Annotated in this window: 10 protein-coding genes and 1 pseudogene; 9 read left to right on the forward strand and 2 right to left on the reverse strand. The window is 45.3% G+C overall.

The window, feature by feature from the left end:
* On the reverse strand, positions 1 to 3,075 hold the full coding sequence (locus BLT07_RS02995) for a SusC/RagA family TonB-linked outer membrane protein (RefSeq protein ID WP_091865691.1): 3,075 nt from the start codon (positions 3,073 to 3,075) through the stop codon (positions 1 to 3).
* A gap of 288 nt (positions 3,076 to 3,363) precedes the next feature.
* Positions 3,364 to 4,248, reverse strand: a complete 885-nt coding sequence (locus BLT07_RS03000) for an AraC family transcriptional regulator (RefSeq protein ID WP_091865693.1) — start codon at positions 4,246 to 4,248, stop codon at positions 3,364 to 3,366.
* Between the two features lie 366 nt (positions 4,249 to 4,614).
* On the opposite strand from BLT07_RS03000, the gene BLT07_RS21670 reads away from it, so the two are divergent.
* The 9 genes and pseudogenes from BLT07_RS21670 (at position 4,615) to BLT07_RS03045 (ending at position 15,794) form a co-directional block, all read left to right on the forward strand.
* The gene (locus tag BLT07_RS21670) at positions 4,615 to 4,917 is read left to right on the forward strand and encodes a sulfatase-like hydrolase/transferase (protein ID WP_091865695.1); all 303 of its coding nucleotides are present in this window, start codon (positions 4,615 to 4,617) and stop codon (positions 4,915 to 4,917) included.
* Complete coding sequence (locus BLT07_RS03010; RefSeq protein WP_245726435.1) at positions 4,875 to 5,243, forward strand: sulfatase-like hydrolase/transferase; 369 nt, start codon at positions 4,875 to 4,877, stop codon at positions 5,241 to 5,243. The genes BLT07_RS21670 and BLT07_RS03010 overlap by 43 nt, the downstream gene beginning before the upstream one ends.
* Before the next feature lie 6 nt (positions 5,244 to 5,249).
* Positions 5,250 to 5,696: a hypothetical protein gene (locus tag BLT07_RS03015; RefSeq protein WP_091865699.1), complete on the forward strand. Its 447-nt coding sequence runs from the start codon at positions 5,250 to 5,252 to the stop codon at positions 5,694 to 5,696.
* Between the two features lie 13 nt (positions 5,697 to 5,709).
* Positions 5,710 to 5,964 carry a hypothetical protein gene (locus BLT07_RS03020; RefSeq protein ID WP_091865701.1) on the forward strand — a complete coding sequence of 85 codons (255 nt, stop codon included), beginning with the start codon at positions 5,710 to 5,712 and terminating at the stop codon, positions 5,962 to 5,964.
* 403 nt (positions 5,965 to 6,367) lie between these two features.
* A complete protein-coding gene (locus BLT07_RS03025; protein ID WP_091865703.1) occupies positions 6,368 to 7,957 on the forward strand; it encodes a sulfatase in 1,590 nt (529 codons plus the stop codon).
* 378 nt (positions 7,958 to 8,335) lie between these two features.
* Positions 8,336 to 9,799 (forward strand): annotated as a pseudogene (locus BLT07_RS03030) (sugar porter family MFS transporter); the annotation flags it as partial.
* A gap of 67 nt (positions 9,800 to 9,866) precedes the next feature.
* Positions 9,867 to 10,607: an SGNH/GDSL hydrolase family protein gene (locus BLT07_RS03035; protein WP_217633283.1), complete on the forward strand. Its 741-nt coding sequence runs from the start codon at positions 9,867 to 9,869 to the stop codon at positions 10,605 to 10,607.
* A 135-nt stretch (positions 10,608 to 10,742) separates the two neighbouring features.
* Positions 10,743 to 13,574 carry a sugar-binding domain-containing protein gene (locus tag BLT07_RS03040; protein WP_091865705.1) on the forward strand — a complete coding sequence of 944 codons (2,832 nt, stop codon included), beginning with the start codon at positions 10,743 to 10,745 and terminating at the stop codon, positions 13,572 to 13,574.
* Between the two features lie 9 nt (positions 13,575 to 13,583).
* The gene (locus BLT07_RS03045) at positions 13,584 to 15,794 is read left to right on the forward strand and encodes an alpha-galactosidase (protein ID WP_091865707.1); all 2,211 of its coding nucleotides are present in this window, start codon (positions 13,584 to 13,586) and stop codon (positions 15,792 to 15,794) included.
* The last annotated feature ends 4 nt before the right edge of the window (positions 15,795 to 15,798 follow it).

Here is a 15,798-nt window from a genome sequence, read left to right on the forward strand (position 1 = left end):
CTAAAATTCAAGATTAACTCCTAAAGTAATCGTCCGTGCCCTAGGATAGGCGTCATAATCATCACCTCTATTGAGGTTGTCTTGGCCCCTGTTGTTTACTTCGGGGTCAAAGCCTGAATAGTCTGTAATCGTCAAAAGATTTTGTGCGCTCACGTAAATTCTCGCCCTACTGAGGTATTTATCAATATCGGGAATGGTATATCCCAAGGATACATTCTGTAAACGGATAAAGGAACCATCTTCAATAAAATAGTCGGAATCACGATATGAGTTTGCAAAATCCCTATTGGCATCGATTAGAGGTCTTGAGGCGTCGGTATTTGTGGGCGTCCATGAATCCGATAGAATGGTACTTAACTGATTTATTTTCTGAACACCATCCCCTAATTCCGAGGCTTGTAGATTCCTTACATCAAAGTTTTGAGATCCGCGGAAAAAAACACCGACATCAAAATTCTTGAAATTTAGGGTAGTATTAATACCCCACGTAAAATCGGGATTGGGATCACCGATGATTACGTAATCGTCAGGTGTAATATCACCGTCGCCGTTTACGTCTCTGTATTGTGGATAGCCAGGTTTATCGCCTGACCGAGAAGCATTGTTGGCAATTTCTTCTTCCGATTGAAAGATACCGATATAATCATAACCCCGCCATACTCCGATTGGGTTACCTGCTTCTACCCAACTGCCATCGACGCCCAGGTGTCCGCTGGTTGAGCTTGAGAAAAAGGGTGTGCTTTCTCCCAAATCGGTCAATTTGTTGCGCAGAATAGAAATATTTCCAGAGATATTCCATTTAAAATCTTCATTATTCACTATGTAACCATTTAAACCAACTTCAAAACCTTTATTTTCCAAAGATCCAGAATTTTTAAGTAAAGACTGAAAACCAAGGCTACTGGGAAGCGTAACAAATAGTAGCAGGTCTTCAGTTTGGTTGGCAAAATAATCCAAGGTCAAGTTTAGTCGATCATTGAAAAGCCCCACATCGAGACCGATATTTTTCATCGTGGTTGACTCCCACTTCAAATCAGGGTTTCCGAGACGACCATCCGCAAGTCCGAGAACTAACCCGCCGTTGATAACGTAATTAAACTCATTTAGGTTGGCTAAGGAATTATAAACGGGAATTTCTGAGTTTCCAGTCAAGCCCCAACTTCCCCTCAATTTAAGACTATTAATGGTTTCTGAAAGTCCTGCGTTCTCGAAAAAACTTTCATTGGCAATATTCCAACCCAAAGCAACAGATGGAAAGTTGGCCCATTTGTTGTCTGCGCCGAATTTTGAAGACCCGTCTCTTCGGAAGGTCAAAGTTGCCAGGTATCTTCTGTCATAAGTATAGTTTACACGTCCTAAAAGCGATTCCAGCAGCCATTCCCTTCGATTTGAGGAGGGCGTAAGAATGTTCGGGCCACCCTGAAGCGTTGCCTGGTCTACGGAAGCGGCCGTAATCCCGCGTGTTGTAGATGCGGTGAATTTATTAACTTCCTTTTGGTAGGTATATCCAGCGACGGCACTGATTGAGTGCTTATCGTTGATTATGGTATTGTATGAGAAGATGTTTTCATTGAGAATGTTAGCTACGCTACGGTTGGCCAAGGTCAATTCACCGGTGTTGTCGCGGCCGATCCTGGTGTTCACTGATGGAAAGAAACTGGTTCGGTTCACGTTCCAAATATCGGCACCGATACTTGTTTTAAAATTTAGACCTTCCAGAAGATTAAAAGTGAACGCTGTGTTTCCTAAAACCCTATTGGTGATATCTTCATCGGTGGCATACTCCAGTTCCTGTAGGGGGTTGATATCGAAACGACCATCATAGGAAGCAAGCGCATAAGTGCCGTCAGCGTTACGAACTGGTCCTGTCGGATCCAGTCCCAAAGCGGTAATGATAATTCCGCCTGGTCCACCACGATCAGTAGGGGCGTTGTTCGAGACCGTTTGATTAAAAGCCAAACTGGTACTCACCGTAAGAAAATCATCGAAAGCACTATTGTCCAAGTTTATCCGAATTCCGTAGCGTTCGAAGTCTGTTTTCTTGATAATACCTTCGTTTTTATGATAGTTGCCCGTTAAAGCATATCGATTGTTCTCATTGCCACCGGAAAAGCTTAACTGATGGTTATGAATGGCTCCCACCCGGGTAACCTCATCGAGCCAGTTAGTGCCCTCGCCAAAGGCGGCGATTTCCGCTTGGTTGTAGATTGGTGCACCGCCCTGACTGGTTTCCAAAGTATTTAGATATGTAGCGAACTGACCACCGTTCAACACGTCAATACGATTGGCAATCGTCTGGGTAGAATAAGACCCTTCGTAGCTGACCTTTGCTTTTCCGACCTTACCTCGTTTCGTCGTAATCAGGACAACCCCGTTAGAACCCCGCGAACCGTAAATGGCCGTCGCGGAAGCATCTTTTAGAACTTCAATGGATTCAACATCATTGGGGTTAATAGAGGCCAATACATTGGTCGCCTGTCGGTTTCCTCCCGCACCGTAAGCGGAGTTGTCAGGGTAAATAGGAAAACCATCGATGACATATAAAGGTTCACTACCGCTATTGACCGAATTTGATCCCCGAATCCTTACGGAAACTCCACCACCTGGTGCCGCTGAAGTCTGAACGACCTGTACGCCCGGTGCCCGTGATTGTATGGCTTGATCAACCGAAGTAACCGGGAGTTCTTTTAAAGCATCTCCATCAATGGTAGAGACAGATCCCGTAAGGTCACTCTTTCTAACGGTACCATAGCCTACAATGACAACTTCATCGAGTGCCTCCGATTGGGGTTCCATGGAAACATCAATGTTGCTTCGGCCGTTGATCGAAACATCTTGGGAAGCAAAACCTATGGAAGAAAAGGTAAGCGTACTTATATCTGCTGGAACGCTAAGCTCATAATTGCCATCAAAGTCGGTAATCGCACCCGATGTGCCCGCGACCACGTTTACACCAGGCAAGGGTTCGTTCGATTCTGCATCGGAAACGGTTCCGGTAATTGTCTGTCCAACGACCACAAATGTGGTACATAAAAAGAAAAGAAAAAGCCACTTCGTTTGGAGAAGGTAGTTCATTTGAATTGAGTTTTGAATAGTTAAAGGGTTCTCGATAGATTAATGAAAAGAAAGCGATAGTAAAGCGTTATGTTTTCATTAACAATAGTAGTAACAATTCACGGTAAAAGAATGGATAATTCTATTAAATATATGGACTATTTTACTTTTATTTGAGATTAGGTAAATTTCTATACCTGACGTTTTCAATTTTGAATATATAAGCTTAACAAGATGATAATTAGGGCGCGCTCATGAAAAATCCAATTTAGTTGCATAGTGGAACCTTATTCAATTAATTTTCTAGTCTTAGAACCGCTGACTATTTTTATACGCCCTAGGCGACATCCCCATATTTTTCTTGAACAGCCGCGAAAAGTAAAGAGGATCCTGAAAGCCCATGCTAAAGCTAATTTCCTTTACGCTCATATCGGTATACTTAAGGTATTCACAGGCTTTTTGAGTTTTTTTCAGATTAAAAAAGTGGATAATCGCATATCCGGTACGTTTTTTAAAAAGACTGAACAAGTACGAGGTGGAGTAGTTGAACGCGTCGGCAATATCTTGGGAAGTAAAGGATTTGTCAAGATTATCGGTCAAATAGCCGATGATTGCGTCCACCAGATTATCGCGGGCGTGGGCATCTGTCGACCTGTGGATTTCGCCATATATAAAAGCCCCGATAAAATTTAGGGACAGAATGTTCACGTATTCCAGACTGGATTCAATATAATTGCTCTGAAAGATTTTATACATCTGATCAAAAAGCTCGATGCGTTCATTTTCAAAGGGAATAATGTCGTTCGGGCTGATGTTCATTTTATACCGGGCGAACAAATCTTTGGCCATGGTGCCTTCGAAATGCATCCAATAAATACTCCAAGGATTGTCTTTTGAAGCGCCATAACGATGGGTCTCCCCTTTGGGCATCATAAAGAATTGGTTGGTATGTATTTTTCGATATTGGCCGTTTAACTCCAACCATCCAACCCCCTCGGTACAATAGATAAAAACATATTCGTTGGCTCCGTTCTGGCGTTCCCGAAAATGATTTTCCGCTCTCGGGTAATATCCGATATCGGTCACGTAAAAACTTCTAGAAATTGGATTGCCGTCCGCCTTCTTTTTTACCGCTTTCGGTAGCACAATCATTCTTTGACCTACAAAACCCTCTTTAATAGTAAGATTATCCATACTTGAAAAGTATTGTCTATGTTATCGTTATGCTAAAATACGTAATATTGAAAAAGCGACGTTCTATCGTTTCAACTTTTTAAATAGTATTGTCTTCTGTTGCATAGTGTTGAACAGAATAATAAAATGATTACAGAGACATTAGCGGGAAATAATTTTTTTCGCAGAGTTTAATCCATGTAAACAGGTGTCTACATCTAATTATAGATGATTTTCCAAAATATTATGACTAAGCTTCAAGTGGATAAGGTCATGGTAAAACCCGCACTTAAAGCCAATATAACCTGACTATGAAACACCATTAACATATATAGTCCGTTTTCTATTTTCCCTCACCGTTTTCGGTCAGGAACAACCTAGTATTTTATGGATAACCATCGAAGACACCTCTCTCCAGTTTATAGGTTGCTATGGAAACGGGCTAGCACCCCGGTAATCGACCAACTGGCGAATGAAGGGGTCAGGTTTACCAACGCCTTTTCCAAGGGCACGGGATGTTCGCGCAGCCGAAGTCCGATCATTACTGGGGTGAGTACATCAAGAATGTCTGGGATTCGTTGTCCAAAGCCGATAGGATCGGGGAGAACGACTTCAAGATGCCCCCCTTCTATCATGTTTCCCCTGAAATGCGCAAGTATTTTGCACGGGTCTACAACTCCATCAAACTGACCGATAACAAGATCGGTGACTTGTTGTACAGGCTTGATAAGAATGGATTGCGGGACAACACCATTATACTCTTTTATTCCGATCAGGGCGAGGGCATTCCCAGGGGAAAGACCAATGGCATAAATTTCGGGCACCGGGTACCTTTTGTAATAGGGTTCCCCCAGAAATACAAAAACCTGTCGCCGTGGGGCACCTCCGGGACCGTTTCTGGGGAACTTGGCGATTTTGAAGACTTGGCGCCCACCATATTGAGTCTGGCCGGCGCTAAGATGCCAGATTATCTCAAGGGCCATCTTGAACTTTCCAGTGACCGTGCCCACAATTGACCCGATATGGTTCAGCGTATCAAGGACGGAAAATTCATCTACTCCAGCAACTTCATGCCCTTTGTACCCCAAATGAGGTATATCCGCTATTTTGAAATTGGGGATATTGTAAAACAGGTGCGTAGCGACCTATCGAACGGCAAATTCGACTCCATACAAAAAAGCATTTTCGAAGAGCGGACACCAGAGTTCCTGTTCAATATCGAAAACGATTTTTGGGAGACCCATAACCTTGTAGACAACCGCAAATATGAGAAGTTATCGGAAAAAATGCGGAAGGAGTTGGATGCCGATATCTTAAAATCCAGAGATGTGATGTTTTTCCCCGAATACGAAATAGGCCTGATTTCCAAATCGGTAACGCCCTATGAGTTCCGGTTGGATAAAAAGAGATATCCCTTAAAGGAAATCTATGGGGCAGCCTCCCTTTCCGGCAAAAGGGGCAATTGTTAAATAGCAGGCGCGTTTGCTCAAGAGTAAAAATAATATCGTCCGCTATTGGGCCATTTTTGGACTGCGGAGCCAAAAAAAGGAAATCTTGGAACCTTATAAAAAAGAGATATTCAACGCCAATTACGATTCCTATCCGCCAATTTCCGTTACCGCCTTGGCCATTTTCTATCAGTTCTTTACCAATCCAGAAGCGGAAAACAAGCTGAAGGAATTCTGTAAAAACAGTAATATGGATATTACCCTAATCGCAATTAATTACCTGCTATAAAGTAAAAACAAAGCCCCTTTTATCGAAACAATCAAGGCAGTACATGAAATGCCGGATAACAACTATAACGTAAAAGCGCCCTGTGTGGATTTTCTGGGGGTATTGGGTATCGTGGAAAATACGGTGAAGAAAGATAGTTAATAGTATTCCTTAAGCTTATTTTTCGTTTGAGGATTAAGATAGTTGTTTGAGTTAGTTTGGCCCTTTTCCTCGCAGCGTTCATAGGCTGCGAGGAAAAAGGGTTAACTTTAGGGAAATATGACTCATGGGTATTCATAAACAGCAAAATCTTTTTAGTATTCGGCCCCGTTTAATTTTGGGGATTTTCTGCATGCTATTCCAATTTTGCTTTTACCTGTAAAGTCCCAAAGAACCACAAACCGGTTAACCTGAAAATCAAAAAATGAAACCACGAAAGTTAGTTCTGTTAGTTTTGACACCGTGCCTTGCCCTCTTTAGCGCTTGCATGGACAACACGGTAACTCCGGAAAAGAAAAAACCAAACATCGTCTTTATTTTGGCTGATGATTTCGGCATGCATGACCTAAGTGTCACGGGTAGCACGTATTACGAGACGCCTAACATGGATAAAATTGCAAAAGAGGGAACGATGTTTACCCAAGGCTATGCCGCAAGTCGGGTCTGTAGTCCTTCACGAGCTAGTATCATGCTCGGGCAGTTTACCGCGCGCCATGGTATTACCGACTGGATCGGGGCGGCCTCTGGTACCGACTGGCGCAAACAGAACCACAACGACAAAGTGCTTCCCGCGGAATATGTGCATGACCTGCCCGCAAAGGATACCACCTTGGCAGAGGCGATGAAGACCAACGGCTACCACACGTTTTTTGCCGGGAAATGGCATTTGGGCGAAAAAGGCTCATGGCCCGAAGACCATGGTTTTGATGTGAATAAAGGCGGCTGGGACGTGGGTAGCCCGAAAGGAGGCTATTTCTCGCCTTGGGACAACCCGAATTTGGAAAACAGGGCAAAAGGGGAGAATCTTTCGATGCGTCTTGCCCAGGAAACTGCTGACTTTATTGAGAAAAACAAGGACAGCACTTTTTTTGCCTTCTTGTCCTTTTACGCCGTTCATGGCCCGATTCAGACTACGGAAGAAAAATGGCGGAAATATAGGGACAAGGCTGACAAAATGGGCATCAAAGATCATGGCTATGAAATGGAACGGGTGCTGCCGATCCGTACCGTACAGGACAATCCCATTTATGCGGGGCTTGTAGAGCAAATGGACGATGCCGTAGGGCTAGTACTCGATAAATTAAAAGAACTAGGGTTAGATGAAAATACTATTGTAGTCTTCACTTCTGATAATGGTGGGGTGGCCTCCGGGGATGCTTTTTCAACGACCAATCTTCCATTACGAGGCGGAAAAGGATATCAATGGGAAGGTGGCGTCAGGGAACCCTATTTTATAAAAGTACCGGGTTTGAAGAACGGTGCATCGATTGATTATCCCGTAACCGGGGCCGATTTTTATCCAACGCTCCTCGATTTGGCGGGGATTCCCTTAAAACCCGAACAGCACATGGACGGCATCAGCCTAAAACCGCTATTCGAAGGGCAGACTTTGGATGGCCGACCCTTATTTTGGCACTATCCCCATTATGGCAACCAAGGTGGCGAACCAGCGTCCATGATTCGGGAAGGAAAATGGAAACTAATTCATTATTATGAGGATGACCATCAAGAACTCTACGATCTGGAAGCCGACCCCGGCGAACAAACGGATGTGTTTTCCGATAATTCTGACGTATCCGAAAGGTTGGGCGATCTGCTGCAATCCTATCTCGAAAAGGTCGACGCCAATATGCCGAGCGCTGATCCGGAGTTCGATCCCGACTTGGCCAAAAAGCAACATCAGGAAAAAATAGACGTCCTGATGCCCAGACTTGAAGCGGAACGTATGAAATTTTTATCCGAAGATTTTGAGCCGAACGAGACTTGGTGGGATAGTAAGGTGACGAAGGATTGAGATAACGAGGAAATGAATTATTTTCCATTATGATTTAAATTATCTTAATGTCATTAAAGTGGGTCGCAACTGGTAATTGTTAGGGTCACTCTAGCTAAATGAAACCTAACCCAGTTGGTTTGGTGAAAATTTCTATCAATAGCAAGAAAAAAGTCATATTGTCCATATCTATCTGATTTTTCTCCATTTTATAGTATCCTTCTATTCAATATATTGCAAGAATATTTCTATAAGATTGTAATTATATGACACCACCGGTATCCCAAGAAAAATTCAAAGGCGATAAGGACATCATAATTATAACTGCATAGGTGGTCATTACCTTGACCGAAAAACGTAACTAAAAATTGTGCATTATTTCACCCAAACACCAAACACCAAACACCAAACACCAAACACCAAACACCAAACACCAAACACCAAACACCAAACCTTTTTTCCATGACCGATACAAAATTCAACTTCAAATACCTTCTTTTTATAGCCCTCGTCTCCGCTATGGGCGGCTTTCTATTTGGGTATGACTGGGTGGTCATCGGTGGGGCCAAGCCGTTCTATGAGCTCTTTTTTGGGATTACCGACCAAGCCACAGTACAGGGTTGGGCCGTGAGCAGTGCTTTGGTAGGCTGTATACTCGGTGCGGTACTGTCAGGGGCGCTGGCAGACCGTTTGGGCCGTAAAATTCCGTTGATTATGGCTGCAGCTTTGTTTACGTTATCGGCATTTGGAACAGGGTATGCGGATGATTTTACACCTTTCATCATTTATCGATTGATAGGTGGTTTGGGCATCGGTTTGGCATCGACCTTATCGCCTATGTACATTGCTGAAATCGCCCCTGCTAAATACCGGGGGCAGTTCGTCGCCATCAACCAATTGACCATCGTTATCGGTATTTTGGCCGCACAGATTGCGAACTACGTTATTGCGGAACCGATTGCGGAAGTAATGACTCCCCAAGAAATCGCAGCCTCATGGAACGGCCAAATGGGCTGGCGCTGGATGTTTTGGGCAGAATTGGTTCCTGCGGTTTTATTCTTCGTCCTGATGTTCGTCGTGCCGAAAAGTCCCCGGTTTTTGGCCAAGGTCGGTGATGAGGTAAATGCGGTGGGAGTACTCGAAAAAATTGGAGGCAGGGTTTATGCCGAGGCAGAGGTTAAAAACATGAAGGCAACACTTGAAAAGGACCAAGGCCGAAAAATATCCTTCTCCGAACTGAAGAGTATAAAGGTGCTTCCTATTTTGATCATCGGGATGGTACTTGCCGTTTTTCAACAGTGGTGCGGCATCAACATCATTTTCAATTATGCAGACGAAATCTTTACCGCTGCGGGATATTCCGTGGGCGATATGCTCTTCAACATTATCATCACCGGAAGTGTCAACCTGATTTTCACCTTTGTCGCCATGCGGACGGTGGATAGCTGGGGCCGTAGAAAATTGATGCTGTTCGGATCTATCGGACTTGCGGTAGTCTACGCCATTCTAGGCGGGGCCTATTATTTGGAATTCACCGGTTGGCCGGTACTTGTTCTGGTCATCACGGCCATCGCCATTTACGCCATGTCGCTCGCGCCCATCACGTGGGTAGTTCTTTCGGAAATATTCCCGAACCGCTTGCGAGGTCTCGCCATGTCCATCGCTACGCTGTCCCTCTGGATAGCTTCTTTCGTACTCACGTTCACGTTTCCCATTTTGAACGACGCCCTTGGGGCCTATGGCACCTTTTGGGTATATAGTGGGATATGTATTTTAGGATATCTGTTTATTAAAAGGAAGCTACCGGAAACCAAAGGAAAAAGTCTGGAAGAAATTGAAATGGAATTGACAAAAGAGTCATAACCGACTTTAGGCATGGTCGTTTGACGATGCTTTGTCCAGTATTAAAAGTTCTGAAATTGAACAGTTTATGAGTATAGGAGTTTATAAGTTTATACGATGGATGTCGAGCAAGAAAGTAGTCTTCCTGCTCTTGATATCGCTCATTCCAAAGCCGTGTCAGGCCCAGCACAAAGTCAATCAGGAAACCTATCTCGATATCATTAAAACCGAACTACAAAAAAAGTGGCCCGACAACCGCACTATCAATTTGGTGTTCCATGGCCATTCCGTACCCTCTGGATATTTCGATACGCCCAATGTACATACTGTTAAGGCCTATCCCTACCAAACATTGAAAAAAGTAAAGGATCTGTATCCTTATGCTGTGGTCAATAGCATCACCACGGCCATCGGCGGGGAGCAATCCGAACAAGGTGCGGAACGTTTCAAGGATGAGGTGTTGACCCACAGACCTGACGTACTATTTATCGATTATGCCCTGAACGACCGAAGTATCGGGCTGGAACGGGCCAAAACGGCTTGGGAGAAAATGATCCGGGAGGCAAAAAGATATGGTACCAAAATCATCCTAATGACCCCTACCCCGGATCTAAAGGAGGATATTCTATCTTCGGAAGCCGAACTGGAAAAACACAGCGAGCAAATCAGGCAGCTCGCCAAGAAATATGAAGTCGAATTAGTGGATAGTTATGCGCTGTTCAAGGAAATTGCTGAATCCGAAGATTTAAAAACTTACATGGCCCAAAACAATCATATCAACGAAAAAGGACATCAAGTAGTTGCGGAGGCGATTATGGAATTTTTTTAATGAAGTGAAGATTTCTTAACGGAAAAAAAGATATACCCTTTGCCTCTTGCATGCGATAAGGGAAGCACGACCGGGAGGAATGCAAAGGGTTAGGGAGGGGGCCCTTCCCATAACAACTATTAACTCAATGAAACCATGAAAATAAAATTAAATCCCATCCTACTATCAATCCCTCTCTTCCTCTTCCTTTCCTGCGGAAGCGAAAAGGCCAATACCATCGACCTCTCCGGTCAATGGTATTTCCAGATCGACTCATTAGATCAGGGCGTATCCGAAAAATGGTTTGAAAAAGACCTGTCCGACACTATATCGCTACCGGGTTCCATGGCCGAAAACGGAAAGGGAGACGACATTTCAGTCAACACGAAATGGACAGGCAGTATGTGGAACGACAGTGCCTGGTACAAGAGCAAGAAATATGAAAAGTACCGGCAACCGGGCAATATCAAGGTCTCGTTTTGGTTGAGTCCCGATAAGGTGTATACCGGTCCCGCTTGGTATCAAAAGCAAATCGATATTCCCGATGATTGGAACGGGAAAGCGGTCAGTCTACATTTGGAACGTGCTCATTGGGAGACCACATTATGGATCGATGGTGAAAAAGTGGGGATGAAAAATACGCTCGGAACGCCGCACGACTATGATTTGGCAGGATATCTCTCTCTCGGCGAACACACGGTCACATTGCGTATCGATAATCGGATAAAGAACATTGACCCCGGGGTCGATGCGCACAGTGTTTCCGACAACACCCAAACCAACTGGAACGGTATCGTCGGGGCTATCGAGCTAAAGGCGAGGCCGTTGGTGTACATCGAAAACGTACAGATCTACCCCGATGTAGCCCAAAAAAAAGTCATTGTCAAAGGAACTGTGCGGAATGCTGCTGGAAAGGCACAAATGACCCAGCTCACTTTGATGGCCAAAACCTCCGGTATCGGAGAAAATCTGGAAAGCAAGGTCAAGGAAATGAACATCGATTCCGTTGGAAAGTTCGAAGTGGAATATCCCATGGGCGAAAATCCGTTGCTCTGGGATGAGTTCGACCCCAATCTATACACCATGCAGCTGAGTTTGCAATCGCAAAAAGGCAAACATGAAAAAGAAGTTGTATTTGGCATGCGCGATTTTAAGGCCGACGGAAGGCAATTTTCGGTCAACGGCCGGCCTGTATTTCTTCGGGGCACCTTGGAATGCGCCATTTTTCCATTAACGGGCTATCCGCCGACCGATGTAGACGAATGGAAACGCATCCTTACAACCATCCAAAGCCACGGGCTGAACCATATGCGGTTCCACTCTTGGTGTCCGCCCCAAGCAGCCTTTCAAGCTGCCGACGAATTGGGTGTATACCTGCAAGTCGAGGCTTCAGCTTGGGCGAGCATCGGCGATGGAAAACCCATCGACAAGTTTATCTACAAGGAAGCCGAGGATATCATTGCCACCTACGGCAACCACCCGTCCTTTGTGATGATGGCCTACGGCAATGAACCCTCGGGCGACCGCCATAAGGAGTATCTCGCCAAATTTGTCGACCATATGAAGGCCTTCGATGACCGTAGGGTCTACACCAGTGGCGCGGGTTGGCCGTATTTAAACAACATGGATTATTACGATAACGCCGATCCGCGCATTCAGCACTGGGCCGAAGGCTTGAAAAGTATCATCAACGCCGAACCGCCCCAGACGGAGTTCGATTATTCCGAACTGATTCAAAAAACGCCCATGCCTTACGTAAGTCATGAAATGGGCCAATGGTGCGTGTACCCCAATTTCAAGGAAATGTCCAAATACACGGGCGTTACCATACCTAAGAATTTCGAGATTTTCAAGGAGACCTTGGAAGAAAATCACATGGGCCACTTGGCCGACAGCCTACTTTTGGCATCGGGGAAATTGCAGACGCTATGTTACAAGGCCGATATTGAGGCTGCCTTGCGCACTAAGGATATGGCGGGATTCCAATTGTTGGACCTACATGATTTTCCCGGACAGGGAACCGCCCTAATCGGTGTTCTGGATGCCTTTTGGGAGAAGAAGGGATATGTCGCCCCCGAGGCGTTCCGCGAATTCTGTAGCACGACCGTACCCCTGGCGCGAATGGAAAAGCGGATATTCTTAAATACGGGTACTTTCAAAGCTTCGGTAGAGGTCGCCCATTTCGGGAAAGTACCTTTGACCGATGTTGTCCCAAAATGGGAACTTTCCGATACGGATGGTGGAATTTTTGCCCAAGGCGAACTGTCCCAGACTACCATTCCCATCGGTAACGGCATCCAGTTGGGTGCTATTTCAGTGGATTTGAAAAAGGCCGAAAAAGCCCAAAAGCTCACCTTGACCGTGCACATCGGTGAAAATAAAAATAGTTGGGACGTGTGGGTGTATCCCTCTAAAAAAGCACCAATTGAAAAAGCCAAAGAAATGCGGGTCGTTCAAAAGTTGGATGCAGGGACCATTTCCTATCTAAAGAATGGTGGAAAGGTATTACTGAATATCACCAAGGGCGATATCGCTCCCGATGTGGGCGGGGATATCGGTGTGGGCTTCTCCAGTATCTTTTGGAACACCTCTTGGACCAACGGCCAAAAGCCGCATACCTTGGGTATACTTTGCGACCCCGAACATCCGGCCTTGGCCGATTTTCCTACGGAATACCATTCCAACTGGCAGTGGTGGGATGCCATGTCGCACTCCAATGCCATTATTTTAGATGATTTTATTCCCGATCTTAAGCCTGTGGTCCGTATCATCGACGATTGGTTCGACAACCATAGAACGGCCCTGATTTTCGAGGCCAAGGTCGGGAAGGGAAAACTCCTTTTTTCAGGGGTTGACCTTCACACCGATCTGGAAAACCGATTAGAGGCGCAGCAGTTGCTGTATAGTTTGAAAAGGTATATGGCGGGCGATCGATTTGATCCGAAAACGACCTTGGAAATAAATGATGTAAATAATTTGTTCAAATAAATAAATAATATGTCGAATAAAAAAAAGATAATATATGGCCAATGGCATGCAAGTGTGTGTTATAAGCCCTTACACATAATCAAACATTCATTTTTGACCGCTTTGCCATTATTATGCTGCTTCAGTATCGCATCTCTCTTCGGACAGATTCGAAACAATGTTAATGCACAAGAGTGGCTACTTGACACCGATGCCATGACCTATAAATTGGCGGTTGTCGATAACAAATTGTATTCCCAATACTACGGAAAAAAGCTCAACGACTCCCTGATTATACCCTGGGTAGAACGGCAGGAGGTCGCGGTCAGGGGCGGGGAGGTCGATAAGACCCCGGCCATTGAAGTGATTTTTGAGGACGGTACCCGTGATTTGGACCTGATTTTTTCGAAGGCGGAAATACGGGAGGATGACGGGGTACAGGTACTCCGTATCGATTTGAAGGATACCTATTACCCTCTCCTGGTTTCCTCTTATTACAAAGTGCTGCCGGAATACGACATTATCGAGAGGTGGACGGAACTAAAAAATATCGGCAAGAAAGATATCCGCATCGAAAAGGCCCTATCCGCTTCGCTTTGGTTGCCCGAAAACGACTATGAACTGACTCATTTTAGCGGGATATGGGGAACGGAATTCCAACCGAATACCACCTTGCTCACGCAGGGGAAGAAAATAGTGGGAAGCCGGAATTTTAAATCGTATGGATCTCCTTTGTTTTTAGTCAACAAACAAGGCAAGGCCACCGAGTTTGACGGTGAGGTATGGTACGGGCAAATCCATTATAGCGGAAACTGGTCCCTTATATTCGACAAACAGCCCCGGGGAGAGCAACAGATTTTGGGAGGTATCAACTTTTGGGATACGGAGTGGACCTTAAGACCGGATACAACGTTTAAGACGCCCGTTTTTTCGTTCGGCTATACCGATCGGGGAAAGGGAGCGGTTTCCCGAAATTACGGGGCTTATGTCCGCGACCGGATTCTACCGAAAAGCCACCGCCACAAAATACGGCCAATACTTTACAACAGTTGGTATGCCACCGAGTTCGATGTGAACGAAAAACAGCAGTTGGCCCTGGCGACGGTGGCCAAAAAGATAGGCGTGGAAACCTTTGTGATAGATGACGGGTGGTTCAAGGGAAGGGTCAACGACAAGGCCGGGCTGGGCGATTGGACCGTTGACCGCAACAAATTCCCGAACGGATTGAATCCCCTTATCAAAAAAATCAATGCCATGGGGATGGATTTCGGCATTTGGGTAGAGCCTGAAATGGTCAATCCCGATTCCGATCTCTATCGCGAACACCCCGATTGGGTCATGCATTTCGAAAATCGCACCCGAACAACGGGCCGCAATCAACTGATGCTCAATTTGGCACGGGAAGACGTCTACGAATATCTCTACGAGGCACTTCACAATCTGTTAAACGACCATAATATCACGTATTTAAAATGGGACATGAACAAAACGTTGACGGAACCGGGATGGCCGGAAGCGGATCTTTCCGTTCAACACGAAGTACGCATCCTCTACATAGAAAACCTGTACCGTTTGATCGATTCCCTGCGCCGGGATTTTCCCGAGCTATGGATCGAGACCTGCTCCAGCGGCGGGGGAAGGGCAGATCTCGAAATTTTCAAAAGAACCGATGTCGCATGGGCCAGCGATAACATAGATCCCGCCGATCGGGTGATGATTCAATATGCCTATCTCAACGCCTTTCCGGCCAATACCATGGTAAGCTGGACCGGCCATCAAGAGCGGCATGGAATCACCTACGACCTGGATTTTCATTTTGATGTTTCCATGAGCGGGGTGCTAGGGGTCGGTAACGATATTACGAAATGGACCCCGGCGGAAATCGATTTGGCTTCCAAAAAAATTACACTTTACAAAGCTATTCGAAATACGGTACAACAGGGCGATCTGTACAGGCTGGCATCCCCTTTTGAGTCCAACACTTCCGTTTTGCAATACGTAGGGAAAGATAGATCGGAAACTGTGCTGTTTTACTATGAATTGGAAGAACGGCTCAAAGGCAGCACTTCCTTTCCCCATAAAAATCAAATTGTAAGGCTAAAGGGCCTAAAAAAGGACGCCGTTTACACCTTGGAGGATACCGGCAAAAAATATTCGGGGAGCGATCTTATGGAACAGGGAATAGCGTTCCCGTTGAACAAGGGGTATAGTTCCGCTATCTTGAGATTCAAGGAAAAGTAAGGAT

This window comes from Pricia antarctica (assembly GCF_900101815.1).
GTDB classification, from domain to species: domain Bacteria; phylum Bacteroidota; class Bacteroidia; order Flavobacteriales; family Flavobacteriaceae; genus Pricia; species Pricia antarctica.

What these genes read in the sequence shown, in the direction of transcription:
- BLT07_RS02995 (WP_091865691.1), bottom strand. Translation starts at nt 3,075, where the DNA reads ATGAACTACCTTCTCCAAACGAAGTGGCTTTTTCTTTTCTTTTTATGT.
- BLT07_RS03000 (WP_091865693.1), bottom strand. Translation starts at nt 4,248, where the DNA reads ATGGATAATCTTACTATTAAAGAGGGTTTTGTAGGTCAAAGAATGATT.
- BLT07_RS21670 (WP_091865695.1), top strand. Translation starts at nt 4,615, where the DNA reads ATGGATAACCATCGAAGACACCTCTCTCCAGTTTATAGGTTGCTATGG.
- BLT07_RS03010 (WP_245726435.1), top strand. Translation starts at nt 4,875, where the DNA reads ATGCGCAAGTATTTTGCACGGGTCTACAACTCCATCAAACTGACCGAT.
- BLT07_RS03015 (WP_091865699.1), top strand. Translation starts at nt 5,250, where the DNA reads ATGGTTCAGCGTATCAAGGACGGAAAATTCATCTACTCCAGCAACTTC.
- BLT07_RS03025 (WP_091865703.1), top strand. Translation starts at nt 6,368, where the DNA reads ATGAAACCACGAAAGTTAGTTCTGTTAGTTTTGACACCGTGCCTTGCC.
- BLT07_RS03035 (WP_217633283.1), top strand. Translation starts at nt 9,867, where the DNA reads ATGAGTATAGGAGTTTATAAGTTTATACGATGGATGTCGAGCAAGAAA.
- BLT07_RS03040 (WP_091865705.1), top strand. Translation starts at nt 10,743, where the DNA reads ATGAAAATAAAATTAAATCCCATCCTACTATCAATCCCTCTCTTCCTC.
- BLT07_RS03045 (WP_091865707.1), top strand. Translation starts at nt 13,584, where the DNA reads ATGTCGAATAAAAAAAAGATAATATATGGCCAATGGCATGCAAGTGTG.